Genomic DNA, 25,624 nt, shown 5'->3' with positions numbered 1-25,624 from the left:
TCTTCCCATGCTCAAAGCAGCCATTGTCGTGCTGCTGATTGCCACGGTGATCAGCCTGTTCAGCGGCCTGTTTTTCCTGGTCAAGGACGACAGCAGCTCGAATCGCCTGGTCATCGCCTTGAGTGTTCGGGTGGCATTGGCCGCCATCACCGTCGGCTTGATCGCCTGGGGCTTTTACAGCGGCCAACTGGTGTCCCACGTTACGTGGTAGCTGCAAGCGGTCAGCTACAAGCTACAAGTTAGAAGCTCTACCGCTTTGAGCTTGAGGCTTGCCGCTTGCCGCTTGCGGCTGTTGTCAAAGCACATAAACGAAGATGAACAAGCCGATCCACACCACGTCGACGAAGTGCCAGTACCAGCTCGCCGCTTCGAAACCGAACTGGTGCTCGTTGTCGAAATGGCCCTTCATGATGCGCATCAGCATCACGAACAGAATGATCGTGCCGATGGTCACGTGCGCACCGTGGAACCCGGTGAGCATGAAGAACGTTGCGCCATAAATGCCCGAGCCGAGGGTCAGGCCCAGTTCGTGATAGGCGTGGATGTATTCTTCAGCCTGGAAACCGAGAAACGCGCAGCCCAGCAATACCGTGATCGCCAGCCAGATTTTCAGCGCGCCGCGATGGCCCTTTTTCAAGGCATGGTGGGCGATGGTGATGGTGACGCTGGAGCTGACCAGCAGAATTGTGTTGATCAGCGGCAGGCCCCACGGGCTGATGATGTCTTTCGGTGGCGGGAACAGTTTCGGATCCGGTGTGTGCAGCAGCGGCCAGGTGAACTGGAAGTTCGGCCACAGCATGTGCGCGATGCCTTTGGTGCCTTCACCGCCGAGCGCTGGCCCGGAGATGTGTCGCACGTAAAACAGCGCACCGAAGAAGGCGATGAAGAACATCACCTCGGAGAAGATGAACCAGCTCATGCCCCAGCGGAACGAGCGATCCAGCTGGGCGCTGTAAAGTCCCGCGCGGCTTTCCTTGATCACCGTGCCGAACCAGCCGAACAGCATGTACGCGACCAGCAGGCCACCGACAAAAAAGATCAGCGGGCCATGGGATTCGGGGCGCGCGGCCTTCAGATCGTTGAACCAGACGGCCAGACCGTACACGGTGACCAACATCCCGATCGTGGCAATGATCGGCCATTTGCTTTGGGCCGGAACGAAATAGTGCTCATGAGTTGCCATTTATTGTTCTCCTTATCGGGCACGCTCAACCGCCAGTGTTTACAGCCACCGGTGGATGTCGGGCGGTGATATCGAACAGCGTGTAGGACAGCGTCAGGTGCTTCACATCCTTGGGCATGTCGCGGTCAACAATGAAGCGCACCGGCATCTCGATCTGCTGACCGGGCTGCAGCACCTGCTGGGTAAAGCAAAAGCATTCGGTCTTGTGGAAATACGCCGCGGCGTTGCTCGGCGCGATGCTCGGCACGGCTTGCGCACTCATCGGTTTGTCGGTGGGATTGCGCGCGATGAAAATCATCTCGTTGACCGCGCCGGGGTTGGCGGTGAGTTCGTCATGCTTCGGGTAGAAGTCCCATGGCATATCGGCGGTGTTGGTCGAGAGAAACTGCACGCGCACCTGGCGCGACTTATCCACCACCTGCTCGCCCTCGTACTGCCCGGCGGTCTTGCCATTGATGCCGAAGGCTTTGCACATCACGTCGTAGATCGGCACCAGGGCAAAGCCGAAGACAAACATTGCCACCACGACCCCGAGCAGGCGGGTGACGAGTTTTTTCAGCGAGATCGAGTCAGCCATGATTTTCAGCCTCCACCTGAATCTCTGTGGGAGCGAGCTTGCTCGCGAAGCAGGCGCTGCGGTTTCTCAGTGAAACCGAGTTATCGTTCTTCGCGAGCAAGCTCGCTCCCACAGTCATTTCACTTCCGGCGGCGTAGTAAAGGTGTGATACGGCGCCGGCGACGGCACGCTCCACTCCAGCCCTTCGGCACCATCCCACGGTTTGGCCGGGGCTGGCACGCCACCGCGAATGGTCTTGATCACGATGAACAGGAAGAAGATCTGCGTGGCGCCGAACATGAACGCGCCGATCGACGAGACCATGTTGAAGTCGGCGAACTGCAGGTTGTAGTCCGGGATCCGCCGGGGCATCCCCGCCAGACCCACAAAGTGCATCGGGAAGAAGGTCAGGTTCATGCCGACGAACGACAGCCAGAAGTGCAGCTTGCCGAGGGTTTCGTCGTACATGTGCCCGGTCCACTTTGGCAGCCAGTAGTAGGCCGAGGCGAAGATCCCGAAGATCGCCCCGGGCACCAGCACGTAGTGGAAGTGCGCGACCACGAAGTAGGTGTCCTGGTACTGGAAGTCCGCCGGGGCGATGGCCAGCATCAACCCGGAAAAACCGCCGATCGAGAACAGGATCACGAACGCCACGGCAAACAGCATCGGTGTCTCGAAAGTCAGCGAGCCCTGCCACATGGTGCTGGCCCAGTTGAACACCTTCACCCCGGTCGGCACGGCGATGAGCATGGTTGCGTACATGAAGAACAGCTCGCCCACCAGCGGGATGCCGACCACGAACATGTGGTGCGCCCAGACGATGAACGACAGGAACGCGATGCTCGCCGTCGCATAGACCATTGAGGTGTAGCCGAACAGCGGCTTGCGCGAGAAGGTCGGGATGATCTGGCTGACGGCGCCGAAGGCCGGCAGGATCATGATGTACACCTCGGGGTGGCCGAAGAACCAGAACACATGCTGGAACAGCACCGGGTCACCGCCACCGGCGGCACTGAAGAAACTGGTGCCGAAGTGGATGTCCATCAGCATCATCGTCACGCACCCGGCCAGCACCGGCATCACCGCGATCAGCAGGAACGCGGTGATCAGCCAGGTCCAGACGAACAGCGGCATTTTCATCAGGGTCATGCCGGGGGCACGCAGGTTGAGGATGGTGGCGATCACGTTGATCGCGCCCATGATCGAACTGATCCCCATCAGGTGGATGGCAAAGATGAAGAACGTCACGCTTTCCGGCGCGTAGGTGGTGGACAGTGGCGCGTAGAACGTCCAGCCGAAGTTCGGCCCGCCACCGGGGCTGAACAGGGTCGAGACCAGCAGCAGAAACGCCGCCGGCAACAACCAGAAGCTGAAGTTGTTCATCCGTGGCAGGGCCATGTCCGGCGCGCCGACCATCAGCGGGATCATCCAGTTGGCGAGGCCGACGAACGCCGGCATCACCGCACCGAAGACCATCACCAGGCCGTGCATGGTGGTCATCTGGTTGAAGAATGCCGGTTCGACGATCTGCAAACCGGGCTGGAACAGCTCGGCGCGGATCACCATGGCGAACGAGCCGCCAAGCAGGAACATCAGGAACGCAAACCACAGGTACAGCGTGCCAATGTCCTTGTGGTTGGTGGTCAGCACCCAGCGCATCAGGCCTTTGGCGGGGCCGTGGGCGTGGTCGGCATGACCGTGGTCATCAATGACAGCGCTCATGGCCGGTCTCCTTTACGTGAGTGGGTGGGGCGGGCCGGGGCGCGCTGCCCCGGCCGGTTCACGACGTACGCGATAGACCGGTTCATTTGCTTTCCGCCTGTTTCAGCTCCAGCACTTCTTTTGGCGTGACCATGTCGCCCTTGTTGTTGCCCCAGGCGTTACGTTCGTAGGTCACGACCGCTGCGATATCGACTTCCGACAGCTGCTTGCCGAACGCCGCCATTGCGGTGCCGGGCTTGCCGTGGAAGACAATGCTCAGGTGATCCTTGATCGGGCCGGTGGCGATTTTCGAGCCCTTGAGCGCCGGGAACATCGGCGGCAGGCCCTGGCCCTCGGCCTGGTGACAGGCCACGCAGGTGGTGTGATAGACCTTGTCGCCGCGCTCTTTAAGCTCGTCGAGGGTCCATTCCTTGCTGGTCAGCTCCTTGAGCTGCGCGGCCTCGGCTTTGCGCTCGGCGAGCCACTTCTCGTAGTCGGCCTTCTCTTTGACCTCGACCACGATCGGCATGAAGCCGTGATCCTTGCCGCACAGTTCGGCGCACTGGCCACGGTAGAGGCCGGGCTTGTCGATCCGGGTCCAGGCTTCGTTGACAAACCCCGGGATCGCATCGCGCTTGACCGCGAACGCCGGCACCCACCATGAGTGGATCACGTCGGCGGAGGTCACGAGGAAGCGCACCTTGGCCCCGGTCGGCAGCACCAATGGCTTGTCGACCTCAAGCAAGTAGTGCTCGCCCTTGGCTTCCTTGTTGTGGATCTGCTCGGCGGGCGTGGCCAGGTTGCTGAAGAACTCGACGTCCTGGCCCAGGTATTTGTAGTGCCACTTCCACTGATAACCGGTGATCTGGATATCAATGTCCGGCTCACTGGTGTCGTACATCTTGATCAGGGTGGCGGTTGCCGGAACGGCCATCGCCACCAGGATCAGCAGCGGCACGACGGTCCAGAGAATTTCGACGGTGGTACTTTCGTGGAATTTTGCGGCGACCTGCCCGGTTGAACGGCGGTGCACCATCATCGACCAGAACATGGCGCCGAAGACGATGACTCCGATCACCACACAGATCCAGAAAATGGTCATGTGCAGGTCGAATACTGCGTGACTGATCTCAGTCGCTCCAGGCGCCATATTCACAGTCCAGGCCGCGTTGGCCGGGCTGAAAATCGACCACAACAGGAGGCCCATCCAGACGTGTGGATGTCGCATCATTGCGGGTTCCCCTTATCGTTCTTGTTATCCCGGAGGCGTAACGCCTGCGGCAAGGGAGCGGCTGCATCAGACTACGAACTTGAATCGCCGGGCCTTGCTGCGGGTGCAGTCGGGCGTCATCAGCTAACTCCATTCACTGGCGAGTATAGACAGCGAGCGGAATTTGCAATGTGCCGACGTAAATGAACTGAAACAGCGGGTACTTGCGTTCGAGGGCACGAATGGAGAAGGATGCAGACGAGTGGTGGCGAACCGATATAACGCCGGTGCATCAAGGATGAAATAATTATGACAAATGCGTCTTAGCATTTTTCGTAAGCCAGCTAACTTATGTCTTCCCTATTTCATTGCCTTGTACCCTGGAGTTTTCATGAACACCGCCGCATTGCGCGAGCAGATCCAAAAAGCCCGACAAACCGAAAACCAAACTGGACGGCTCAAGCGTCAGCTGGAAGCCAAGTTGCCTCATCTGCATTCGGCCATCCAGTTGCCGGACGCTAACCGTGAAGAAGCGTTGACGAGCTTCGTCACCGCCTATATCGACGAAGTACCAGACATGCTGGATGCAGCCAATGAAGTCGCCAGGGAAGCGGGAATCGAGTCACAGATCAAACCGGTGCTGAGAATCGCCGAGCAGTACTTTATCCAGCCGCCGGGGGGGCTGGACAGCCTGCTGGGCGAAGCCTATCTGGCACACCGCTTTGTCGAAGAGGTCAACGACCTGTACATCAAGCACCTCGGCCAGCCACTGATCCCCCTGGACATGACGGTCGCCAATCTGATTGCTCACCAATTGCTCGGTGAGGAATTTGCCAATCAACTGGACGAAGTGGTGCATCACACCATCGACGAAATGCTCGACGACGAGAGCTTTGCGCTGGAATCGGTCGAAGCTTACCGCGACAAGCTGAGCAGCCCGGATACCGGTGCTGCGTGGAAGCGCTGGCCATGCATGGGCCGCCGCCTGGGCGTGGGCCTGGAACTGGATCAGCCGGCCGCGTAAGCCACGCACAATCCAATGTCGGAGTGAGCCTGCTCGCGATGGCGATGGGTCAGTCAACAGAGATGTTGATTGAAACGATCGCCATCGCGAGCAGGCTCACTCCTGCAGGGTTTGAGTTCAACCTGGAGATTCAGCCGGTCGCGCCGACACCCGTATTGGTCCGAACCCGCCCCTCAAGCCGTCGCTTCAACCCGCGCGACTCGATCAACAGCTTCGATCCCTTAGCCGCATTCGCCCGGCCCCACTCTTCCAGCAACTCCAGACACGAATGGTCGATGTAGCTCAGGTTATTGAGCGGTACATGCACCGTCGTACCTTCGGGAATGCTGCCCAGCACCTGGGTCAAGGCTGGCACCTTGAGGAAGGTCGCCGCGCCCACCAGGCGCAACTCCATCTCGCCATCCTGCGGCAGGTCGATCAGGCTGATCTTCAGGCGCGAAGCCTTGAACGCCAGTTTCAGCAGGGTCAGACCGAAACCGATCAGTACCCCGGTCAACAGGTCGGTGAAGATGATCGCCAGCGCCGTGGCGGCGTAGGTCAACATCGGCATCCGCCCGTAACGGCCCAGACCGCGAAAGGCCTTGAGGTCGACCAGTTTGAAACCGGTGTAGACCAGCACCCCGGCCAGACTCGCCACCGGAATGCTTTGCAGCACGCTCGACAGCAACAACACGAACCCCAGCAGCCACAGACCATGAAAGATCGTCGAATAACGGGTGGTCGCGCCGGCCTGGACGTTGGCCGAACTGCGCACAATCACCCCGGTCATCGGCAGCGCACCGACCAGCCCGCAGAGCATGTTGCCGACACCTTGCGCTGACAGCTCACGGTCAAAGTCAGAGCGTACGCCACTGTGCATGCGGTCTACTGCCGCCGCAGACAGCAGGGTTTCGGCACTGGCGATAAATGCCACGGCAAATGCCGCGATCAGTAGCGTCGGGTCGGCCAGGCTGAGCAGGTCCGCCGGTTTCAGCCAGTCGATGGCTTCGGCCAGATTCTCTGGCACCTCGACCCGTTTCACCGGCAACGCCAGCAGCAGGCTGGCGCCCGTGGCCAGACCTACGCCGAGCAACGCGCCGGGAATAAACCGCAGCGAGTGCGGACGGAATTTCTCCCACAGCCACATCACCGCAATGGTCGCCAGCCCGAGTAACCCGGCCTGCCAGCCAAACGACGGCAAGGCTTGCGCCACCGCGCCGGGGAAGGCCGTCAGGTTATCCAGACCGGAAGGTTGCGGCTTGGCGTCGAGCATCACATGCACCTGTGAGAGCACAATCAGCACCCCGATCCCGGCGAGCATGCCGTACACCACCGCTGGCGCCGTGACCCGGAACCAGCAACCGAGCTTCAGGCGACCGGCCACCAGTTGCAGGAAACCTGCGAGCAGCAGAATCGGCCCGAGCATCTCGATACCGTGCTGACGCACCAGTTCGAACACCAGCACCGCCAGACCCGCCGCCGGCCCGCTGACCTGCAACGGCGAACCCGCCAGCCAACCCACCACCAGACCGCCGATGATCCCGGTGATCAGACCTTTGGCCGGCGGCAACCCGGAAGCAATTGCGATACCCATGCACAACGGCAGGGCGACCAGGAACACAACCACCGAAGCCAACAGCTCCCGTGGCAGAACCGCTTTCAATTGAGCAGCACGCATGGTGATTCTCCCGAAGCTTTCTTCAGGCGTGGCGAGGCCAGGCCGCTGAAACAGCGGCCGGCGTCAAACCACACAGATTTTTAGGAAGATTTAGAAGCGCGCTTTGGGCGTCGCCACCGGAATCGGGTGGCTGCCATCGAGCGGCAGGAAACGTCCCTGATCCGCGTCGTAAGCTTTGATTTCGCTGGTTTCGATGTTGTAGACCCAGCCATGGATGAACAGATGACCGTTCGCCATGCGCGAGGCTACCGAAGGATGGGTACGCAAGTGCTGCAGTTGGGCGATGACGTTTTCCTCGGTGAGGATCGGCATGCTTTCTTTTTCGTCGGCGCAGTGACAGTTGTCGTGCACCATGGTTTTCGCGACTTCGGCGTGGCGCAGCCAGGCTTTGACCGTCGGCATTTTTTCCAGGCTGTCCGGGTTGAGCACCGCACGCATGGCGCCGCAATCGGAATGGCCGCAGATGATGATGTGCTGCACGCCCAGCGCCAGCACCGCGTACTCGATTGCGGTGGAAACGCCGCCGTTCATCTGGCCGTAAGGCGGCACGACGTTGCCGACGTTACGGGTCACGAACAGATCACCCGGGGAGCTCTGGGTGATCAGCTCAGGGACGATGCGCGAGTCGGCGCAGGTGATGAACATTGCCCGGGGCGATTGCGCCGTGGCGAGTTTCTTGAAGAGTTCTTCCTGCTGCGGGAAGACCTCATGATGAAAATGCAAAAAGCCGTCAACGATCGTTCGCAGCGCTGCATCGGCGGATTCCGCCCCAGGGACGGCTTGCGCCGACGCAGCCAAAGGCTGTTTATCCTTGTCACTCATGATTCATCCTCTTTGGCGGATTCGGGGAGTCGTTCCCGTGTATTCCGGTATGAAGCCAGTGGCTGTTTAAAACATCCGGGTCATCCCGACCCGTCAGTCACTCGATGAACAAGGTAGCCGCCGAAACTTAACTCAAACTGAATCAAGCGCTCTAGAACGTGTGTTCCAGGTCACGAAAAACGTGACTGGCCTGTTCCGGCGGAAGGATTCCAACCCATCAACCATCGACTAATTGTCGCTAAATCAACGACATCTGGCGACCCGGCGGACAGAAGGCGGTGTGATTTACCCCGAAGCCCTCGAGCCAGCGAGCTCGCCGCCGGCACCTCACCTTGGCTGCTGCGCCAGGGGTACTCAGGGATTGGGGCGCGCGAACAGTTGCCGATTAAAACTACGATACTTGATGCAACATATAGTGGATTGCCACTTTGACAGCGGTGCGTATTATCCGAAGAGCCATGGAAGTCATTAGGCAAACAAACTTGAAAGGGATTTTTTATGACATCAATTGTACGTCCAGACAGTGTTCGAGGGGTTTTTTTAGAGAGGGTCGAAATAAATGTCCCTCGAAGCGAAATTCTAGTGGAAATGCGCTTTTCAACTAAGAAAGCAGTGACTGATCCAGCGACCGGACTGGTATCCGAGATGCTTGTTGATTCAAAGGTCGTGGTTGCAATATCGTCCGATAAAGGCAAAACGTTTAAAATTGGCGGGCTTAAAGATGTAGACGGCGATGGTGATATCGACCGTCATGATCGGGCAAAGTTGATCGCCTTGGCCAAGGCTTATAGCGCCATTATCAATCCTTGAATAAAAACAAAGCCTGTATGACTTCATACAGGCTTTGTTCCCGCGTAAAGGCTCTGCGAAGGGTTCCCGTTTTTTACTGACTTCGATAGACGCGAGTTTGCGACCTCGACGGATTTGCTAAATCAACGACATCTGGCGTCCCGGCGGACAGAACGCTGTGCAATCGAGGTTGTAGCCCTCGCGATGATTCATGCCTAAACGCTTGATGGCTTTGGCAAAGCGCTGCGCCAGCAGGTCGGCGAACACCCCTTCGCCGCGCATACGTGCGCCAAAACGGCTGTCGTAGAGCTCACCGCCACGGCTCTGGCGGATCAGGCTCAGCACATGGGCCGCCCGCTGCGGGTAGTGCGCCTGCAGCCATTCCTCGAACAGCGGCGCCACTTCCAGCGGCAGCCGCAGCATCATGTACGCAGCGCTCTGCGCGCCGGCCGCATGCGCCTCAGTCAGCAGGCTTTCGATCTCACTGTCATTGATCATCGGAATCATTGGGGAACACAGCACACCCACTGGAATCCCCGCGTCGCGCATCACCCGGATCGCCCGCAGCCGGGCCTTGGGCGCTGCGGCGCGGGGTTCGAGGATGCGTTTGAGTTCGTCGTCCAGTGTGGTCAGGCTGATCATCACCGCCACCAGCCTTTGCTGCGCCAGTTCAGTGAGCAGGTCGAGGTCGCGCAAGATCAGCGAACCCTTGGTGATGATGGTCACCGGATGCCGATAGCGCAGCAGCACTTCGAGGGTCTGGCGGGTGATTTTGTGTTCGCGCTCGATCGGCTGATACGGATCGGTATTGGAGCCCAGGTTGATCGGCGCGCATTGATAGCCTTTTTTCCCGAGCTGTTCTTCCAGCACTTGGGCGGCGTTGGTCTTGGCAATCAGCCTGGTTTCGAAATCCAGCCCGGGCGACATGTCCCAATAGGCGTGGCTGGGCCGCGCGTAGCAATAGATGCAGCCATGCTCGCAGCCTCGGTAGGGGTTGATCGAGCGGTCGAAGGGCAGGTCCGGCGAGGTGTTGCGGGTGATGATGGTTTTCGCGGTTTCGATCATCACCTCGGTGTTCTGCGTTTCGGGCACTTCCTGATACCAGCCGTCATCCTCGGCCACCGAACGGTTCGGCGCAAAGCGGTTGTGCGGATTGGTCGCGGTGCCGCGACCGCGCGGGGGGAGAGGGTTGATCATTGCGCGAACCTCAAATCTGTACATACATACAGTACAAGGTTACGCCCTTAACGATCCAGTACCGTTCGGCCAAGGAATACGGGCACGGTTCAGGTCTGCCATGTGCTGGGTTGTTCATATAAATAACTGGAACAAGAGAAAACCCACGAAACATATGTTGGGTTGTGAAGGAAAGTTATCAACTATAGCCTCCGAAACTTACCGGCACTGATGCCTGTATATAAACTCTAAAAGGATTTGATTTATGTCGTTTCTTAATCAGCGTGGTGTATTCCTACAAATGTTGCTGCCGAGCCAATCGGAACCCAATACCATTGTTTCGATGCAACTTGCCCGCAAGGAACTGGGCTGGAATGCCGAGGAGGAGTTGTCGACCGAAGCTCTTGTCGATTCGATCTACGTGGTCGCGGTGTCCAGCGATCAAGGCAAGTCCTTCACCATTCGCACGGACAAAAAAGATGTAGACGGCGACGGTGATATAGATAGTGATGACAAGGCCAAGTTAGTGGCATTGGCCAAGGCTTATGCGAGTATCGTTAATCCGTAACGCACACGGCGACAAATGCAAAAAAACCTGCATGATTTACGCCTGCAGGTTTTTGTCGGACAGTGATTGGTCAAAACGGTAGCAACCATGTGAGTGATTATTTCAAATTTTAAAGTCCCTCATTGATGCAAAGGAACCCGCGATTTTTCTGAAAATAAACTCATCGTCCAGATCAATATCGTTATCACCGTCAGCGTCCGTCGACCCCATCACTTTTTTATACAACCCCTTGTCATAACCCGTGACGGTCACGACTGAATCCGGGCGAGTCAAATCGGAGTTTGCGACATTAAACAAGCCAATATTGACGTCGGCAAGTTTGCCCCCTGAGGCGTTGTCTGCAAATGAGATAAGCATGCAACTGTAAAGACGTCCCGCACCGACGGTACTCAAGCCGACAATCGCAGAGGCGAGGTCGCCTGCCAGGGTGTAATAGGAGTCGTCATCCTCATCAGTGTCGCCGTCGCCCTCAACGTCGTCGACTCCACTTACCGTGTCATATTTCCCGTTGGCGATATTGGCGTACGCTGTGACGACGATGTCGGGCAATGAATTAACAGCATCAGCATTGTTGTAGCGGGAAATGACCGCTTCAGCTGTGCCGTTCCCATCCGTGTCTCTGAACTCATATAACAGTGAGTAGCTCATGTCTGTGTGCTCCCTGCCAGCGCAACATTAAGGACCTGAATCCATGTCCCTTTGCACATTAGGTAACGTAAATGCGAGCGTCTACTGTCAGACTTGACAGGTGTATGCATTTACAGCACGGATGGAACAACGTGACTGACTGAGTGGTTATACACCCTGTCAACTCTGACAGTAGACTGGAATTATCCCCAACTCTAATCTCAAGCACGGATTCAAGTCTGAGGGATTTTATTCATGGCTATCAGAATACTGCTGGAAATCTCGGATATGGACGGAGATGAAAGTCCGGAAATCGCGTTTTATCACTACGATGAAGACGCGACCGAAATGATGGATTACGACTATTCGCTCTATGCTTCGTCGTCGCAGGCCAATGGTCGTTATGACGTGATCTCCGAAGACGCCGTCGAGGCTCACGGCGATGGCGACATCGACACATACGACGAGAAGCTTTACCTGCAGCTGGCCGATGCATTTGCGCAGTTCAAAGGCTTTCAGTCCAAGCGTTGATCGGCCGCTGACACCGCACGAAAAGTCGCACCGTGCCAGCGGCGTATCAATCGCAGCCGTCAGTTATGCGTGGTGACTTGCCCCAAATCATCCTTGGAAGTCGTCTGCATATCGTTCTTGCGCAGGCTCGCGACGTCGTCAGCCTTGACCGGCGCGCCCTTGTTACCCCAACTGCCGCGAATAAAACTCACCACATCGGCTACTTCCTGATCCGACAAGCGCCAGGCGAAACCCGGCATGGTGAAGGTCGACGGCGCCGTGTGGGTGGCCGGCAGGGTGCCGCCCTTGAGCACGATGTGGATCAGCGACGTCGGGTCTTCCGATTGCAGCACCGGATTGCCGGCCAGCGCCGGGAACACCCGGGTATAGCCATGGCCGTCGGTACGGTGGCAGGCCGCGCAGTTGTCGATGTACACCGCTGCGCCGCGTTGGCTGTCGTCACCGTTCCATAGAGCCTTGGCCGCTTTTTCGTCGTACTGGTGCGGCTGATCGGCAGGATCATTGGCCGGCAACGACTTGAGGTAGCGAGCAATCGCGGTCAGGTCGGCGTCGGTCATGTATTGCATGCTGTGGGTCACCACGTCGCTCATGCCGCCGAACACCGCGCTGCGGTCGCTGCGCCCGGTCTTGAGGAACTGCACCAGTTGCGCTTCGCTCCAGCTGCCGAGACCGTCCTTGTGATCACCGCGCAGGCTCTTGGCGATCCAGCCTTCCAGCGGCGCACTGCCGGCGAGGAAGTTTTTGCCGTCGGTGGCGCTCAGGGATTTTTCCTGCATGGTCAGGGCCCGTGGCGTATGGCAGGCGCCGCAATGGCCGAGGCCTTCGACCAGATAGGCGCCACGGTCGATGACTGGATCGTCCGAGGTTGCTTTGTAGTCCTCGACTTTCGGCGCAAACATCCAGCGCCAGCCCATCAACGGCCAGCGCATGCTCAGCGGCCATGGAATGTCGCTGGCCTTGTTCTCCTGCGCGACCGGTTCGACGCCGTGCATGAAGTAGGCGTACAACGCCTGCATGTCGCCTTCACTGACGCGGGCGTAGGACGGAAACGGCATGGCCGGGTACAACGTACTGCCGTTTTTCGCGACACCATGGCGCACGGCCTTGTCGAAGTCCTCGAAGCTGTAATCACCGACGCCGGTTTGGTCGGGGGTGATGTTGGTCGAGTAAATCGTGCCGATCGGGGTTTCCATCGGCAGGCCGCCAGCGAACGGCTTGCCGCCCTTGGCGGTATGGCAGGCCACGCAGTCGCCCGCACGGGCGAGGTATTCGCCTTGTTTGATCAACGCAGGATCGACGTCGGCAGCGGTTACAGCTGCGCTGCCGAGCAGCGCCAGGGTGGCGATAACGAGGTTTTTCATGGTCATCGCTCCTTATGCCTGAACCAGCGGGCCGGGGTTTTTCAGGTACTGCTCGCGGATCGCCTTCGCTGACCAGTAGGTCAACGCCGCCACCAGTCCGGTCGGGTTGTAGCCCAGCCCTTGCGGGAATGCCGACGCGCCCGGCACAAACACGTTGTGCACGTCCCAGCTCTGCAAGTAGCGGTTCAGGGCGCTTTTCTTCGGATCGGTGCCCATGATCGCGCCACCGTTGAGGTGGGTGGTCTGGTAAGCCGCGGTGTTGAAGTGATCACCGACCTGTTTGCTGATCACCGCGATGGCTTTCGGGCCCATGGCTTGGGCGACCTTGCCCATTTTCTCGACCATGAAGCGGTTCATCTTGATGTCGTTTTCCTGCCAGTCGAAGGTCATGCGCAGCAGCGGCAAGCCGTAGGCATCGCGGTACACCGGATCCAGATCGAGGTAGTTGCCGCGGTAGGACTGATGCGCGCCGTGGGCGTCCATCGACACCTGGTGGGTGTAGTAATCGGCGGTCGCACGTTTCCACGCGCTGCCCCAGGCCGGTGTGCCCGGCGGGTTCGAAGTACCGGCAATCGGCCGGCTGCCGGCCTGGTTGACCCACATCGGCGAGCCGCCGACGAAGCCGTGCGGCCCGTGGTCGAAGTTGTCGGCGTTGAAGTCATCCAGCGCCACGCCGTTGCCGCCGGCACCGATGAAGTTGTTGGTGTGGGTGTCCTTGTCGAAGAACGCCTTGATGGTCGCCATGTTCTGGTAGGCGAAGTTGCGCCCGACCACGCCTTCGCCGCTGATCGGGTCGTAAGGCTTGCCGATGCCCGACAGCAGCATCAGGCGCACGTTGTGCAGCTGGAAGGCGCCGAGGATCACCAGATCCGCCGGTTGCTCGATCTCGCGGCCCTGGCCGTCGATGTAAGTCACGCCGGTGGCCTTGGACTTGGTGCTGTCGAGGTTGACCCGCAGCACATGTGAGTTAGGCCGCAGTTCGAAATTCGGCAACGGCTTTAGCGCCGGCAGAATGTTCACGTTCGGCGAGGCCTTGGAATACATGTAGCAAACATAACCGCTGCAGAAACCGCAGAAGTTGCACGGCCCCATCTGTGCGCCGTAGGGATTGGTGTACGGCCCTGAAGTATTCGCCGACGGCAGGTTGTAGGGTTTGTAACCGACCTCTGTCGCCGCTTTGCCGAACAGCTGTGCGGACACCGTGTTTTTCTGCGCTTGCAGCGGGAACGGATTGGAGCGATCCGGCGCATAAGGGTTGCCGCCCTTGCCCTGACCGACCAGTTGGCCCTTCACGGTCCAGGCCTGGCCGGAGGTGCCGAAGACTTTCTCGGCGAAATCGAAGAACGGCTCCAGCTCTTCATAGCTGACGCCGAAGTCCTGGATGGTCATGTCCTTGGGGATAAAGCTCTTGCCGTAGCGCTCTTCGTAATGGCTGCGCATGCGCAGCTCGATCGGATCGACGCGAAAATGCACGCCCGACCAGTGCAGACCGGCGCCCCCGACGCCATTACCCGGCAGGAACGCGCCGAGCTGGCGGTTGGGCAGGGCGATGTCGTTGACGCTGTGGCGGATGGTGACCGTCTCTTTGGAGATGTCCTGAAAGAGTTTTTTGCGCACGCTGTAGGTGAGTTCGTCGATCACCTGCGGATAGTTGCCGTCGGGGTAGGTGTCCTGCATCGGCCCGCGCTCCAGCGCCAGCACGTTGAGCCCCGCTTCGGTCAGCTCCTTGGCCATGATCGCGCCAGTCCAGCCAAAACCGACGATCACCGCGTCGACCTTCTTCATTACCGTTGCCATGCTTAGGCCCTCTCGCCGCGAATCGAAACTGCCGGGAAGGGGTATTGCTCGTTGCGTTCCACCCAATCCATGAAATCGGCGCGGGCGCCGGGGAAGCCGATCATGGTCCAGCCGACCATGCCTTTATTGCCGCCGTGGATCGGGTCGCAGAAGAACCCTTCCTTGGTGTTTTGCAGCAGCAGACTGAAGAAAATCTTCGCCGGAACCGCATCGAACTGCGGCTTGCCGGCTTCGAGTTGCTTGAGCAAGTCGTCTCGGGTAGCGCTGTCTTGCTCGGCAAATGTTTTACCGTTTAGGGATTTTGCCCACTGATCCGTGGCGGCGATGCCGAGGCGATAGATGTCTTTGGGCACCAGTTTGCTCTGCCAGCCCATCTCCGGCGCGGCGTCGGCGTTGAACGGACCCTGCATGTACCACAGGGCACCGGCGGCGTACGGGGTGTTCATCTGGCGGTCGATGTATTCCGGCACGCCGGCTTCGAGGGCACCCGGGCCTTGATCGTCGTTGGGGATCAATTGCGCCACGGCGGCGTTGATGAACGCCCATTCCTCGGCGGTGAAATAGCTCGGCTGGTAAGCGCCGGCCTCGGCATTCGCCGGAGCTGCCGCGGGCGCCGCCGGGGTAACTTCAGGCGCCGCTTGCAAAACGCTGCTGCCCAGGCCGCTACCGGCGAGGGTGACCACGGGAATCAGGGTCAGGGATTTGCGCAAGAACTCACGCCGCGGGTTGTCTCGATTTGCATCAGACATGGGGGTGCACCTCATCAGGCATTGATGGTTGTCCGTTTCTGCGAACGGCTTGAGCATTTTTCGTCGCGGCGTGAAGCCCGTGTGACCGGTAAAAGGGGGACGCCTGCAACATCGTGTGACAAATGGTAGCAGGCTAATCATCGGGATTAACCGATTCAGCGGAAAAAACCGCGGTTTTTTCCGCGACGCTCAATGAAATCGCACGGATTCACGATTCTTTGACAAGAGCCTCACAGGGCTTTGACCGTCGTACGTAGACGCTGCAAGGCCTTTCATTGATGAATCCCGATACGGTCAGCCCAGCATGTCCCGAGTGCGCCTTTTCCCTGCTTTGTGTTTGTCGCTTGTTGCCCTGCTGCACTTGATGCCGGCCCAGGCTGACGCCGCTGCAACATCGCGTCCCCCTGAATGGGCGCAACCGGTTGAAGTGCAGTACAACCTGTTCCAGATGTCGCCAACCCTCTACCGCAGCGCCTTGCCGGATGGCGGTGCGGTGCCGTTGTTGAAGAACCTCAAAGTGGCGACGGTGATCAACTTCCTGCCGGAAGCCGACAGCCGCTGGTTGTCCGAGCCAGGCATCAATCAGGTGCAACTGCCTTATCGCACCAACCATGTCGATGACGCCGATGTGCTCAAGACCCTGCGCGCGATTCAGGCTGCCGAAGCCAATGGTCCGGTGTTGATGCATTGCAAGCACGGTTCCGACCGTACCGGCCTGATGGCGGCGATGTACCGGATCGTGGTGCAGGGCTGGAGCAAGGAAGACGCGCTGGACGAGATGACTCAGGGCGGGTTTGGTGAAAGCGGCCATTTCAAGGATGGCGTGCGCTATGTGATGCAAGCCGATGTCGACAAACTGCGTACCGCTCTGGCCAATGGCGATTGCAGCACCAGTGCCTTTGCCACCTGCTCGATGAAGAGCTGGTTCCAGTCGGTCAACCTGAAGTAACCGCGGGCGTATCGGCGGCAAAGAGCTGTGCGGTAACAGGCTCGCCAAGAAACCCATGCGCTGCCTTGAGCAATGAGCGGGAGTCGCCGGGCGCAAAGAACGCCTCGCGAAAATCCCGCCCTGTCTGCGGGGCGAACACACCGTCGCGCTGAAACCGTTTGAACACCTCGCTCGCCAGCACGCCCGACCATTTGTAGGCGTAGACCGATGCCGCGTAGCCGGTCACCAGGTAATCAAAGCTATAGGCGAGGCGGTGATAACCCGACAGTTGCAGGTGGGGGATGTCACGTTGCACATCTTCGAAAACCTGCTGGATGCTGCGGCCATCGCCATGACTTCGATGCAGCTCCAAATCAAATAACGCCGTCATCAGCAACATGGCGGTGGTCCGGCTGGTGTGGGCGTTGATGGCGGCCAGCGCAGTCTCGACCCGTGTCTTCGTCAGTCGCTCGCCGCTCTGGTAATGGGCGCCTAGCCACACCAGAAACTCCGATGACAGGCACCAGTGTTCGAACAACTGCCCGGCGAACTCGGCAGTATCGCGGGCCATTTGCGAAATCCCCGAAAGGTTGCGATGCGGGGATCGCGTGAAAACATGTTGCAGGCAATGCCCGAACTCGTGGAACAGCACCCGCAGGTTTTCGTGGGACAGCAGGCACGGATGGTCCTTGGTGGCAGGCGGGAAGTTACTGTGAAGGCTGGCAATCGGCAGCGATGGGCGCCCTTCGGCATTGATGCGGCGAACGCGCAAGGCCGAGGTGAAGGCATAGTCGGTCGATTCTTCGTGGTGATAGGGGTCAATGTAGATATACCCGATCACTTGCTCGTACTCGCGTACCTCCAGTAACCGCACGCTTTCATGCCAGTGGCTGACCGCTGTCTGTTCGACGATCTTGACGCCGAACATGTGCTCGCTGAATAGACAGAGCCGACGTAGCGTGCCATCGAGCGGGAAGTACTCACGCAAGCTTTTGAGTGCGCCATTCAATTGCCGCAGGCGTAACTGCTCGGCGAGGAAGTCTTCATCCCATGGCTGGATTGGTGCAATCCCCTGGGTGAGCGCGAACGCCTTCAGGGCCTGGGCATCGCGCTGCAAGGCCGGCGTATTTGATGCCACTTGCTGGCGGACAAAGGCGTCGACTTGTTCGGGTGAGGCGGCCATGCGGTTTTCGAGGCGAAACTGGACGAAGTTTTCGAATCCGAGTAACCGGGCTTTTTCGTGTCGCAGGCCGACCAACACCGTCAGGACCGGATGGTTGTCGGTTTTGTTCGCTTGGGGGCCCTGGTCGGAGGCGCGGCTGAACCACGCCAAGTAATATTCTTCGCGCAGTGCCCTGTTTTGCGAGTGAGTCATGACGTGCTGGTAGGTGTTTCGATCCAGCGTCAGCAGCCAGCCGTCGAATCCTGCCTGTTTTGCATTGCGGGCCAGACGCGCCTGCACCGCAGCAGACAGACCTTCAAGCTGCGTGACGTCGGCAATGCGTTTGCTCCATGCGGCGTCGGCCAGTTCCAGGTTGCTCAGGAACAGTTGCTCCAGCTGCCGGATGTCGTGATTCAGGCGCGCAAGCGTTTGCTGTTGAGCACGCTGCAGTTCGCTCCCGGACAGGCGAAATTTGCGCAGAATCTTCGCCAGCGAGGCTTTGCGCTGATCATCGAAACTGGCGGTAATCGAGCTGTTCGCCAGCCGTTGATAGGTACGGTACAGCGCCAGATTGGCGGCCTTGTCGGCGCGGTATTGGTCCGCTGCGAGGCTGCACAAGGCGCTTTCCCTGAGCCAGTCGGTGTCGTCGGGTTTGACGCTCGAGAGGGTTTCGATAATGGCCATGGTTTCATCCAGGCGCGCTTCGGCCTCATCGACGGCCACTACCAGATCGTCCCAACCCGGATGTTCGGTCTGGCTGGCGATCACTTGCGTAATGACCTGGTGGTTTGCGCTGATGATCGCGTTGATCGCCGGAACCAGATGCTCGGCGCGTATCGCCGACCACGGTGGCAAAGTCCAAGGTTGTAACAGCGGATTGGTGTCAGACATGGCTTCTTCCTTGAGGCGTGGCTGAAAAGGGCCAGCTTAGGCAGGAAGCGCAGGGGAAGGGCGGTACATAGTTACCACCTTCCACCGCTGATCGGTGGAAGGTGGCAGCGACTCAATGTTGTGCGTCAGGTTTTTTCGCAAGCTTCGGATTGGGGAAGAACTGCACGGCCTGGACATTCTTGTCCGCTGTCGGCTTGAGCGCGCTGGTGTTGACCCGCGTGCCCAGCTCTTTCGGTACAGAAAGCCCCTGCTCGTTCAACGTATCCGAGTAACCACAGGCCACGCATTCGCGGTGCGGCACGCTGTCCTCGTTCCACATCATCAGCTTGTCCGGCTCGCTGCACGCCGGGCAGACGGCCCCGGCGATAAAGCGTTTCTTGGTAATCACAGGTGCCTCGCTCATGCTGCCGCGTCCTCACTCAGGCCGCTATGGCGCAAGAGTGCGTCAATCGAAGGCGCACGGCCACGGAAGTCGACGAACAGCACCATCGGGGCCTGCGAACCGCCACGTGCCAGGATCGCTTCGCGGAAAGCGCGACCGGTTTCAGCGTTGAGCACGCCGTCTTCTTCGAATTTGGAGAAGGCATCCGCCGACAGCACTTCCGCCCACTTGTAGCTGTAGTAACCCGCGGCGTAACCGCCGGCGAAGATGTGCGCGAAGCTGTTGGGGAAGCGGTTGTAGGCCGGTGGACGCATCACTGAAACTTCATCGCGTACGCCTTCGAGCACTTGCAGCACGCTGCGGCCGTCACCGTGGGTGGCGTGCAGTTCGAAGTCGAACAGCGAGAACTCCAGCTGACGCACCATCATCAGCCCGGACTGGAAGTTTTTCGCCGCGAGCATTTTTTCCAGCAGGTCCTGTGGCAGTGGCTCGCCGGTTTCATAGTGACCGGAGATCAGTGCCAGACCTTCCGGCTCCCAACACCAGTTTTCCATGAACTGGCTCGGCAGCTCGACCGCATCCCACGCCACGCCGTTGATCCCGGAGACACCCGCGTGATCCACGCGGGTCAGCAGGTGATGCAGGCCATGGCCGAATTCGTGGAACAGGGTGGTCACTTCATCGTGGGTCAGCAACGCAGGCTTGCCGCTGTCGGCCGGGGTGAAGTTGCACACCAGGTTGGCGACCGGGCTTTGCAGCACGCCGTCGACAGTGCGGCGGCGGTCGCGAGCGCCGTCCATCCACGCGCCGCCTCGCTTGTTGGCGCGGGCGTAGAGGTCAAAGAAGAAGCGGCCGACATGTTGGCCGTTTTCCTTGATCTCGAACAGGCGCACGTCCGGGTGCCAGGTGTCGAAGCCTTTCAGTTCGGCAATTTCAATGCCGTACAGACGCTGGACGATCGCGAACAGCCCGCCGAGGACTTTGTCGATCGGGAAGTAGGCGCGCAGGGTTTCCTGAGCGACGCTGTAGCGTTGCTCGCGGAGTTTTTCCCCGTAGAAACCGCTGTCCCAGCTTTGCAGATCGGCGCAGCCCTGTTCGGCGGCGTAGGCGCGCAGCTGTTGCAGGTCCTGCGCGGCGAACGGCTTGCTGCGCTTGGCCAGGTCGCGCAGGAAGCTCAGCACCTGATCGCTGGACTCGGCCATTTTGGTCGCCAGGCTCAGCTCGGAGAAGCTGGCGAAACCCAGCAGCCTGGCCAGTTCCTGACGCAGGTCGAGGATCTCTTCCATGACCGGACCGTTGTCGTTCTGCCCGGCATTCGGGCCTTGATCCGACGCACGGGTGCAGTAGGCGGCGTAGACTTCTTCACGCAGCGCACGGTCCTGGGCGTAGGTCATTACCGCGTAGTAGCTCGGGAATTCCAGGGTGATCAGCCAGCCATCGAGACCTTTAGCCTGGGCGGCGGCCGCCATCTGCGCCTTGGCCGAATCGGTCAGGCCGGCGAGGGCGGCTTCGTCGGTGATGTGCTTGGTCCAGGCTTGTGTGGCATCGAGCAACTGGTTGGAGAAGCGGCTGCCCAGCTCGGACAGTTTGCTTTGCACTTCGGCGTAACGCTTCTGTTCAGCTTCCGGCAGGTCGATACCCGACAGGCGGAAATCGCGCAGGGCATGTTCCAGAATGGTTTTTTGTGCCACGTCGAAACCGGCGGCTTCCTGGCTGTTAGCCAGCGCCTCATAGGCCTGGAACAGTTCGCGGTTCTGGCCCATCTCGGTGGAGTAGGCGCTCAGGGCCGGCAGGCACGACTCGTAGGCTTCGCGCAGTTCGGCGCTGTTGCACACGGCGTTGAGGTGGCTGACCGGGCTCCAGGCGGCGCCGAGGCGATCATTGAGTTCGTCCATTGCCAGCACCAGGCCGGCCCAGGTCGGGTTCTGGCCTTGGGTCTTGAGGATTTCGGCAATGGCGGCGCGGTTGTCGGCCAGAATGGTTTCGATGGCCGGCAGGACGTGTTCGGCACGGATCGTGGAGAACGGTGGCAGGTCGTAGGACTGCAGCAGAGGGTTGTTCACGCTCACGGTTGGCACCTTGGCTGGAAGAAACATGCGCCCATCTTAATTACAATCGGCATTCACCGCAGCTATCGGCGACAGAGAGAGAACTTATCGTGTCCGTTCGCAAGTACCAGAATCACACCCCGCAGCTTCGCGAAGGCGCGTTTGTCGACGCCTCGGCGGTGGTGATCGGCGACGTTGAAATCGGCGAAAACAGCTCCGTGTGGCCGCTGACCGTGATCCGTGGCGACATGCACCGCATCCGCATCGGCGCGCGCACCAGCGTGCAGGACGGCTGCGTGTTGCACATCACCCACGCCGGCCCGTTCAACCCGGACGGTTTCCCGCTGCTGATCGGCGATGACGTGACCATCGCCCACAAGGTCATGCTGCATGGCTGCACCGTCGGCAGTCGCGTGTTGATCGGCATGGGTAGCATCGTCATGGATGGCGCGGTGGTCGAGGATGACGTGATCATCGGCGCCGGCAGCCTGGTGCCGCCGGGCAAGCGCCTGGAAAGCGGCTTTCTGTATGTTGGCAGTCCGGTGAAACAGGTGCGTGCACTGACTGACAAGGAGCGCGCCTTCTTCACCTACAGCGCGGCGAACTACGTGAAGCTCAAGGACCTGCATCTGGCCGAAGGCTACGACCAGCTCTGAAACGACTGACACCCGCACAGGATTTCTCATGCACTACCAGACCGTACTGTTCGACCTCGATGGCACCCTGACCGACCCGCGTGAGGGCATCACCCGTTCCATCCAGTTCGCCCTCGGCAAGCTCGGCATCGACGAGCCGGACCTGACCAGACTTGAACACTTCATCGGCCCGCCGCTGTTGCAGGCGTTCATGCAGTTTTACGATTTTGATGAAGCCAAGGCGTGGCAGGCGGTGAATTTCTATCGCGAACGCTTCAAGGTTACCGGCCTGTATGAAAACCGCGTGTTTGATGGTGTCACGCCTTTATTGGAAACCCTGAGCGGGCAGGGACGGCAGCTGTATATCGCCACGTCGAAACCGTGGGAATTTGCCCGCGAGATTGCCCGGCATTTTGATTTTGCCCGGCACTTCAAGGTGATCTACGGCAGTGAGCTGGACGGCACGCGGACCAATAAGGTCGAGCTGATTGCGCATCTGATCAAGGAAGAAGGGCTGGACCCGGCCAATACGTTGATGATCGGCGATCGTAAGCACGATCTGATCGGGGCGCGCAGCAATGGGCTGGATGCGGCGGCAGTCGGTTACGGGTTTGGCAGTTTCGAAGAGTTGAGTGCGGAGGCGCCGGCTTATCATTTTGAAACGCTGGACGAGTTGCATCAGGCATTCCTGCGGCGTTGATTAATACGCCATCGCTGGCAAGCCAGCTCCCACAGATGAGCGATGTGCTCAGGTTCACCGCTGTCCCTGTGGGGGCTGGCTTGTCAGCGATGAGGCCAATTCAGCCACGGAAGGTCTGAGCGTCTGCCAATGCTTTCAGCGCCGCTTTGCGCTTAGCCACCGGCAGCGCCCCCAACTTCTCCACTTCAGCATAAAACCTCGGCCAATCCCCCCCAACCTGCCTGAACAACGCCGAAAACGCCGGCACCCACTGGTCATACAGCCCGAACGGCAACAGCCGCGCATTGTTCAGCGGCAAATTCACCCACGCGTCATAACGCTTGTCCCCGGCCCACAGGCTGTCACGCATCATTCGATATTCGCGACGGAACTGCTCGAACGCTGCGGCCTTACGTTCGCGCATCTGCTCGGCCGGCAGCGGTTGGGCATAGAGTTTTTCCAGCCGGGAGCGCGTTTCCAGCACCCGCTCGATGAACTGCTCACGCTGCTTGAGCTGCGAGTCGTTCTGCGCCGGCAACCCGCGAAACGCGCGCCACTGGCGGGTCCCTTCCTGCTCGACGAACGTGGCGAAGGACTCGTTGAACTCGGTGTCATCCTTCACATAGAAGCGCTGATGGGCCAGCTCATGGAAGATCAGGGTGGCCAGACGCTCATCGCCCCAGCCCATCATCGAATTGAGAATCGGGTCATTGAACCAGCCGAGTGTCGAATAGGCTTCGACGCCGCCAATCGCCACGTCCATGCCTTGCAGACGCTGGATCGCCGCTTCGCCCCGTGCCGCGCTCTGGCTGTAGTAGCCGCGATAGGCCACGCAACCGGCGATCGGGAAGCAATGATTCTGCGGGGTCAGAGAAAACTCCGGGGTGACAAACACGTTCCACACCACAAATGGCCGGCCGATGTCGGCGTACAGGCGATAGCTCTGATTGTCGGGCAGGTGCAGCTGTTCGCTGGCGAAGGTGCGGGCCTTTTGTGACTGGGCCAGGTGCGCGCGCAATTTCTCGTCACGGCTTGGGTCGGCAATCACCCTGGCCACGGGCTCGCGTGCCCGCAGCAGCTGCAACTGACCGCTGGCCAGCTGACTGTAATAGCTGACGCTGGCACAACCGTTGAGCAACAAAAACATCACCCCCGGAAACAAAATCCGAAAAACGCGATCAAGTAACCCATGGCTTGGAAGCGGCCTGCTCAAAATAAAAATCCTTTGGAAAGTCTGCCCGCAAGACTATCCCGCCATTTGGAGCTTCGCTATGCGCATGTTGTTGCTGACAGGAGGCCTGCTGACACTGGCCGGTTGTGCCGGATTCGGAATGCCTGACCCTGACCCCTCACAAGCCTGGATCGATCTCGATGCCCGGCAACAAGACACGGCGCTGCAAGCGCTGCAGGTCGATAGCCGGGCCACGGTCGACAAGCGTTATTTCGAAGTCCAGCCCGGCAGCCATGAGCTGAAGGTGCGTTATCAGTTTCCGGTGGAGGCGACCAATATCGGCCCCGATGCCGAACCGTTGTGGCGTGATTGCCAGTTGAACGTGAAATTCAAGGACTTCAACGCTGGCCAGCGTTACCAGCTGCAGGCCGGCAGTATCGGCTTCAGGCCTTGGGCCAGGCTCTATGACGAGCAGCGAAAAGTCGTAGGGCAGGGAACACCGGCAGGCTGCCAGCGCACATGATCGACGCTATGCTGAGTATTCAGAACGGTGGATATTCATCATGCGTAAGTTGTTGCTGTTGCTCGTAGTCGGTTTCGCAGCTGGTTGTCAGACACCGTTGCCCCCGGTCGACCCGCAAATGGCCTGGATCGACTTCTCGACGCCAACCCCCGGCGGCAAACTGCTGATGGCCGAGCGTCTGGATAACCAGCGCCTGAATGACGGGCGCTTTTTCCAGGTGACTCCCGGCAGTCATGAGCTACGCGTGCGCTTTGATTTCGAAGTCTTCGGCGGCGGCGGTGCCTTGATGACTGGCCCGGTGGAGCGCTTGTGTTACCTGTATATCCGCTACGATCATTTCGAAGCCGGGCAGCGTTATACGCTGGAGGGCCGTTCGCTGGCATTCACCCCGAGTGCAAGGCTGTATAACGCCAAGCGCGAGATTGTCGCCGAAGACCACGATTACAACTGCATTAATTGAGGCGACTCAGCGGTCGTTCTTCTGATAGATGATCGCTTTTCTACCGTAGTCGCATCGGCCGACAATCATGGCAATGTCGTGTTCTTTTGCCTCCTTTTTGCTGACGATTTCCAGCGTATAAGAGGGCACAGCTTTCGCCTGGATCTTGACCTCGATCTCTTTCTTCAATTCTTCACAGTCTTTCGGTGCGGCAAGAGCGGTTGTGGCCAGTGCACTGCAGAGAATCGCCAAGCCGATACGTTTCATCAATGAAGCTCCCTGGAGCAGCGCGCACGGGCGTGCGCTGAACCTGCTGTCACTTATTCGACCACACTTTGACGAAGCGAGTTCTGACTTCGCGCACATCTCGGGCACTGCGCGGAGTTATAGATCGCTTTCGCGGGCAGGCCTGCTCCCACAGGTTCTGTGTTTGACACAAATCCCTGTGGAGGGCGGGCTTGCCGCGAAGGCGTCAGAGCTGTTTATGCCTGGATCGAAACCAGCGCAGATCAGCTGACCAGCGATGCCTCGAGGGTAATTTTCGCGTTCAGTACTTTCGACACCGGGCACCCTTCCTTGGCCTTGTTACTCAATTCTTCAAACTGCGCCTGGGTCGCTCCCGGAATCTTCGCCTTGAGAATCAGCTTCACCGCCGTGATGGCAAAGCCGCCATCCACTTGATCGAGGGTGACTTCAGCGTTGGTATCAATGCTATCTGCTTTGAGGCCGGCATCGCCGAGAATCATCGAAAACGCCATGGAAAAGCAGCCGGCGTGCGCTGCCCCGATCAGTTCTTCCGGGTTGGTGCCCTTGCCGCCTTCGAAGCGGGCCTTGAAACCGTAGGGTGCTTCTCTGAGGACGCCGGTTTCGGTGGAAATCGAACCGATGCCGGTTTTCAGGTCGCCTGCCCAGTGTGCGGATGCTTTCTTCACGATAGCCATGTCTGCCTCCTCAAGATCTGACGCGGAATCGCCGCGCCGTCGTGGTTTTTGCTTGCAAGGCTTCTGAGGATAGA

Annotated in this window: 27 protein-coding genes; 10 read left to right on the top strand and 17 right to left on the bottom strand. The window is 59.3% G+C overall.

Annotated features, from left to right (window positions below):
• The first annotated feature begins 7 nt into the window (after positions 1-7).
• Complete coding sequence (locus K5Y35_RS06990; RefSeq protein WP_123470223.1) at positions 8-211, top strand: twin transmembrane helix small protein; 204 nt, start codon at positions 8-10, stop codon at positions 209-211.
• A gap of 84 nt (positions 212-295) precedes the next feature.
• On the opposite strand, the gene K5Y35_RS06985 is transcribed toward K5Y35_RS06990, so the two are convergent.
• From K5Y35_RS06985 to coxB, 4 genes are all read right to left on the bottom strand, one after another.
• Entirely contained in the window at positions 296-1,183 is an 888-nt protein-coding gene (locus K5Y35_RS06985; protein ID WP_123470225.1) for a cytochrome c oxidase subunit 3, read from the bottom strand.
• Positions 1,184-1,208: 25 nt separating this feature from the next.
• The gene (locus K5Y35_RS06980; RefSeq protein ID WP_123470226.1) at positions 1,209-1,760 is read right to left on the bottom strand and encodes a cytochrome c oxidase assembly protein; all 552 of its coding nucleotides are present in this window, start codon (positions 1,758-1,760) and stop codon (positions 1,209-1,211) included.
• 114 nt (positions 1,761-1,874) lie between these two features.
• Entirely contained in the window at positions 1,875-3,461 is a 1,587-nt protein-coding gene (ctaD, locus tag K5Y35_RS06975) for a cytochrome c oxidase subunit I (RefSeq protein WP_123470228.1), read from the bottom strand.
• Between the two features lie 82 nt (positions 3,462-3,543).
• Entirely contained in the window at positions 3,544-4,671 is a 1,128-nt protein-coding gene (gene coxB / locus K5Y35_RS06970; protein WP_123470229.1) for a cytochrome c oxidase subunit II, read from the bottom strand.
• 370 nt (positions 4,672-5,041) lie between these two features.
• Between coxB and K5Y35_RS06965 the strand changes: the two genes are divergently transcribed.
• A complete protein-coding gene (locus K5Y35_RS06965; protein ID WP_123470231.1) occupies positions 5,042-5,674 on the top strand; it encodes a hypothetical protein in 633 nt (210 codons plus the stop codon).
• Between the two features lie 130 nt (positions 5,675-5,804).
• Here the strand turns inward: K5Y35_RS06965 and K5Y35_RS06960 are convergent, their stop codons facing one another.
• Complete coding sequence (locus K5Y35_RS06960; RefSeq protein WP_222833963.1) at positions 5,805-7,331, bottom strand: SulP family inorganic anion transporter; 1,527 nt, start codon at positions 7,329-7,331, stop codon at positions 5,805-5,807.
• A 90-nt stretch (positions 7,332-7,421) separates the two neighbouring features.
• Positions 7,422-8,153: a carbonic anhydrase gene (locus K5Y35_RS06955; RefSeq protein ID WP_123470235.1), complete on the bottom strand. Its 732-nt coding sequence runs from the start codon at positions 8,151-8,153 to the stop codon at positions 7,422-7,424.
• Between the two features lie 498 nt (positions 8,154-8,651).
• Between K5Y35_RS06955 and K5Y35_RS06950 the strand changes: the two genes are divergently transcribed.
• Positions 8,652-8,963, top strand: coding sequence for a hypothetical protein (locus tag K5Y35_RS06950; protein WP_261991245.1), 312 nt, complete (start codon positions 8,652-8,654; stop codon positions 8,961-8,963).
• 117 nt (positions 8,964-9,080) lie between these two features.
• Here the strand turns inward: K5Y35_RS06950 and K5Y35_RS06945 are convergent, their stop codons facing one another.
• Positions 9,081-10,139, bottom strand: coding sequence for a PA0069 family radical SAM protein (locus tag K5Y35_RS06945; protein WP_222833962.1), 1,059 nt, complete (start codon positions 10,137-10,139; stop codon positions 9,081-9,083).
• Between the two features lie 244 nt (positions 10,140-10,383).
• Here K5Y35_RS06945 and K5Y35_RS06940 point away from each other — a divergent pair, with 244 nt between their 5' ends.
• On the top strand, positions 10,384-10,686 hold the full coding sequence (locus tag K5Y35_RS06940) for a hypothetical protein (RefSeq protein ID WP_123470241.1): 303 nt from the start codon (positions 10,384-10,386) through the stop codon (positions 10,684-10,686).
• Between the two features lie 102 nt (positions 10,687-10,788).
• On the opposite strand, the gene K5Y35_RS06935 is transcribed toward K5Y35_RS06940, so the two are convergent.
• On the bottom strand, positions 10,789-11,334 hold the full coding sequence (locus tag K5Y35_RS06935; RefSeq protein WP_123470243.1) for a hypothetical protein: 546 nt from the start codon (positions 11,332-11,334) through the stop codon (positions 10,789-10,791).
• Positions 11,335-11,568: 234 nt separating this feature from the next.
• On the opposite strand from K5Y35_RS06935, the gene K5Y35_RS06930 reads away from it, so the two are divergent.
• Positions 11,569-11,844 (top strand): hypothetical protein, encoded by a 276-nt coding sequence (locus tag K5Y35_RS06930; RefSeq protein ID WP_222833961.1) that lies wholly within the window; start codon positions 11,569-11,571, stop codon positions 11,842-11,844.
• 59 nt (positions 11,845-11,903) lie between these two features.
• Here K5Y35_RS06930 and K5Y35_RS06925 read toward each other — a convergent pair whose 3' ends face one another.
• From K5Y35_RS06925 to K5Y35_RS06915, 3 genes are read right to left on the bottom strand one after another with little or no spacing between them, the layout of a single operon-like run.
• Positions 11,904-13,205, bottom strand: coding sequence for a c-type cytochrome (locus K5Y35_RS06925; protein ID WP_222833960.1), 1,302 nt, complete (start codon positions 13,203-13,205; stop codon positions 11,904-11,906).
• A 12-nt stretch (positions 13,206-13,217) separates the two neighbouring features.
• Positions 13,218-15,002: a GMC family oxidoreductase gene (locus tag K5Y35_RS06920; RefSeq protein ID WP_222833959.1), complete on the bottom strand. Its 1,785-nt coding sequence runs from the start codon at positions 15,000-15,002 to the stop codon at positions 13,218-13,220.
• A 2-nt stretch (positions 15,003-15,004) separates the two neighbouring features.
• On the bottom strand, positions 15,005-15,751 hold the full coding sequence (locus K5Y35_RS06915) for a gluconate 2-dehydrogenase subunit 3 family protein (protein ID WP_222833958.1): 747 nt from the start codon (positions 15,749-15,751) through the stop codon (positions 15,005-15,007).
• Positions 15,752-16,055: 304 nt separating this feature from the next.
• Here K5Y35_RS06915 and K5Y35_RS06910 point away from each other — a divergent pair, with 304 nt between their 5' ends.
• Positions 16,056-16,700 carry a dual specificity protein phosphatase family protein gene (locus K5Y35_RS06910; RefSeq protein ID WP_123470253.1) on the top strand — a complete coding sequence of 215 codons (645 nt, stop codon included), beginning with the start codon at positions 16,056-16,058 and terminating at the stop codon, positions 16,698-16,700.
• On the opposite strand, the gene K5Y35_RS06905 is transcribed toward K5Y35_RS06910, so the two are convergent.
• The 3 genes from K5Y35_RS06905 to prlC form a co-directional block, all read right to left on the bottom strand.
• Positions 16,687-18,732, bottom strand: coding sequence for a M3 family metallopeptidase (locus tag K5Y35_RS06905; RefSeq protein ID WP_222833957.1), 2,046 nt, complete (start codon positions 18,730-18,732; stop codon positions 16,687-16,689). The two genes, K5Y35_RS06910 and K5Y35_RS06905, sit on opposite strands and share 14 nt — an antisense overlap.
• Before the next feature lie 112 nt (positions 18,733-18,844).
• Complete coding sequence (locus K5Y35_RS06900; protein WP_123470256.1) at positions 18,845-19,135, bottom strand: YheV family putative zinc ribbon protein; 291 nt, start codon at positions 19,133-19,135, stop codon at positions 18,845-18,847.
• Positions 19,132-21,210, bottom strand: coding sequence for an oligopeptidase A (gene prlC, locus K5Y35_RS06895; RefSeq protein WP_186747038.1), 2,079 nt, complete (start codon positions 21,208-21,210; stop codon positions 19,132-19,134). Before prlC ends, K5Y35_RS06900 begins: the two co-directional genes overlap by 4 nt.
• A 62-nt stretch (positions 21,211-21,272) precedes the next feature.
• Here prlC and K5Y35_RS06890 point away from each other — a divergent pair, with 62 nt between their 5' ends.
• Positions 21,273-21,818, top strand: a complete 546-nt coding sequence (locus K5Y35_RS06890) for a gamma carbonic anhydrase family protein (RefSeq protein WP_222833956.1) — start codon at positions 21,273-21,275, stop codon at positions 21,816-21,818.
• A 28-nt stretch (positions 21,819-21,846) separates the two neighbouring features.
• Positions 21,847-22,497, top strand: coding sequence for an HAD family hydrolase (locus K5Y35_RS06885; protein ID WP_128615229.1), 651 nt, complete (start codon positions 21,847-21,849; stop codon positions 22,495-22,497).
• A gap of 100 nt (positions 22,498-22,597) precedes the next feature.
• Here K5Y35_RS06885 and K5Y35_RS06880 read toward each other — a convergent pair whose 3' ends face one another.
• Positions 22,598-23,689 carry an aminopeptidase gene (locus tag K5Y35_RS06880; protein ID WP_123470260.1) on the bottom strand — a complete coding sequence of 364 codons (1,092 nt, stop codon included), beginning with the start codon at positions 23,687-23,689 and terminating at the stop codon, positions 22,598-22,600.
• Positions 23,690-23,747: 58 nt separating this feature from the next.
• Between K5Y35_RS06880 and K5Y35_RS06875 the strand changes: the two genes are divergently transcribed.
• On the top strand, positions 23,748-24,170 hold the full coding sequence (locus K5Y35_RS06875; protein WP_123470262.1) for a hypothetical protein: 423 nt from the start codon (positions 23,748-23,750) through the stop codon (positions 24,168-24,170).
• A gap of 40 nt (positions 24,171-24,210) precedes the next feature.
• On the top strand, positions 24,211-24,630 hold the full coding sequence (locus K5Y35_RS06870) for a hypothetical protein (RefSeq protein WP_222833955.1): 420 nt from the start codon (positions 24,211-24,213) through the stop codon (positions 24,628-24,630).
• A gap of 6 nt (positions 24,631-24,636) precedes the next feature.
• Here K5Y35_RS06870 and K5Y35_RS06865 read toward each other — a convergent pair whose 3' ends face one another.
• Positions 24,637-24,876 carry a DUF1161 domain-containing protein gene (locus K5Y35_RS06865; RefSeq protein WP_123470266.1) on the bottom strand — a complete coding sequence of 80 codons (240 nt, stop codon included), beginning with the start codon at positions 24,874-24,876 and terminating at the stop codon, positions 24,637-24,639.
• Between the two features lie 242 nt (positions 24,877-25,118).
• Entirely contained in the window at positions 25,119-25,550 is a 432-nt protein-coding gene (locus K5Y35_RS06860) for an OsmC family protein (RefSeq protein ID WP_064389763.1), read from the bottom strand.
• Positions 25,551-25,624 lie beyond the last annotated feature (74 nt).

Origin of the sequence: Pseudomonas sp. SC3(2021) (genome assembly GCF_019856535.1) — a bacterium.
GTDB classification, from domain to species: Bacteria; Pseudomonadota; Gammaproteobacteria; order Pseudomonadales; family Pseudomonadaceae; genus Aquipseudomonas; species Aquipseudomonas monsensis.
This window is presented reverse-complemented; position numbering and strand designations above follow the sequence as displayed.

Excerpts from the sequence above, each read along its gene's own strand:
- K5Y35_RS06860 (WP_064389763.1), bottom strand. The coding sequence starts at position 25,550 with ATGGCTATCGTGAAGAAAGCATCCGCACACTGGGCAGGCGACCTGAAA.
- K5Y35_RS06955 (WP_123470235.1), bottom strand. The coding sequence starts at position 8,153 with ATGAGTGACAAGGATAAACAGCCTTTGGCTGCGTCGGCGCAAGCCGTC.
- K5Y35_RS06870 (WP_222833955.1), top strand. The coding sequence starts at position 24,211 with ATGCGTAAGTTGTTGCTGTTGCTCGTAGTCGGTTTCGCAGCTGGTTGT.
- K5Y35_RS06945 (WP_222833962.1), bottom strand. The coding sequence starts at position 10,139 with ATGATCAACCCTCTCCCCCCGCGCGGTCGCGGCACCGCGACCAATCCG.
- K5Y35_RS06885 (WP_128615229.1), top strand. The coding sequence starts at position 21,847 with ATGCACTACCAGACCGTACTGTTCGACCTCGATGGCACCCTGACCGAC.
- K5Y35_RS06985 (WP_123470225.1), bottom strand. The coding sequence starts at position 1,183 with ATGGCAACTCATGAGCACTATTTCGTTCCGGCCCAAAGCAAATGGCCG.
- K5Y35_RS06965 (WP_123470231.1), top strand. The coding sequence starts at position 5,042 with ATGAACACCGCCGCATTGCGCGAGCAGATCCAAAAAGCCCGACAAACC.
- K5Y35_RS06940 (WP_123470241.1), top strand. The coding sequence starts at position 10,384 with ATGTCGTTTCTTAATCAGCGTGGTGTATTCCTACAAATGTTGCTGCCG.
- K5Y35_RS06925 (WP_222833960.1), bottom strand. The coding sequence starts at position 13,205 with ATGAAAAACCTCGTTATCGCCACCCTGGCGCTGCTCGGCAGCGCAGCT.
- K5Y35_RS06865 (WP_123470266.1), bottom strand. The coding sequence starts at position 24,876 with ATGAAACGTATCGGCTTGGCGATTCTCTGCAGTGCACTGGCCACAACC.
- K5Y35_RS06905 (WP_222833957.1), bottom strand. The coding sequence starts at position 18,732 with ATGTCTGACACCAATCCGCTGTTACAACCTTGGACTTTGCCACCGTGG.
- K5Y35_RS06930 (WP_222833961.1), top strand. The coding sequence starts at position 11,569 with ATGGCTATCAGAATACTGCTGGAAATCTCGGATATGGACGGAGATGAA.
- K5Y35_RS06915 (WP_222833958.1), bottom strand. The coding sequence starts at position 15,751 with ATGTCTGATGCAAATCGAGACAACCCGCGGCGTGAGTTCTTGCGCAAA.
- K5Y35_RS06990 (WP_123470223.1), top strand. The coding sequence starts at position 8 with ATGCTCAAAGCAGCCATTGTCGTGCTGCTGATTGCCACGGTGATCAGC.
- K5Y35_RS06960 (WP_222833963.1), bottom strand. The coding sequence starts at position 7,331 with ATGCGTGCTGCTCAATTGAAAGCGGTTCTGCCACGGGAGCTGTTGGCT.
- K5Y35_RS06950 (WP_261991245.1), top strand. The coding sequence starts at position 8,652 with ATGACATCAATTGTACGTCCAGACAGTGTTCGAGGGGTTTTTTTAGAG.
- K5Y35_RS06920 (WP_222833959.1), bottom strand. The coding sequence starts at position 15,002 with ATGGCAACGGTAATGAAGAAGGTCGACGCGGTGATCGTCGGTTTTGGC.
- K5Y35_RS06875 (WP_123470262.1), top strand. The coding sequence starts at position 23,748 with ATGCGCATGTTGTTGCTGACAGGAGGCCTGCTGACACTGGCCGGTTGT.
- K5Y35_RS06980 (WP_123470226.1), bottom strand. The coding sequence starts at position 1,760 with ATGGCTGACTCGATCTCGCTGAAAAAACTCGTCACCCGCCTGCTCGGG.
- K5Y35_RS06910 (WP_123470253.1), top strand. The coding sequence starts at position 16,056 with ATGTCCCGAGTGCGCCTTTTCCCTGCTTTGTGTTTGTCGCTTGTTGCC.
- K5Y35_RS06900 (WP_123470256.1), bottom strand. The coding sequence starts at position 19,135 with ATGAGCGAGGCACCTGTGATTACCAAGAAACGCTTTATCGCCGGGGCC.
- prlC (WP_186747038.1), bottom strand. The coding sequence starts at position 21,210 with ATGTTTCTTCCAGCCAAGGTGCCAACCGTGAGCGTGAACAACCCTCTG.
- ctaD (WP_123470228.1), bottom strand. The coding sequence starts at position 3,461 with ATGAGCGCTGTCATTGATGACCACGGTCATGCCGACCACGCCCACGGC.
- K5Y35_RS06935 (WP_123470243.1), bottom strand. The coding sequence starts at position 11,334 with ATGAGCTACTCACTGTTATATGAGTTCAGAGACACGGATGGGAACGGC.
- coxB (WP_123470229.1), bottom strand. The coding sequence starts at position 4,671 with ATGATGCGACATCCACACGTCTGGATGGGCCTCCTGTTGTGGTCGATT.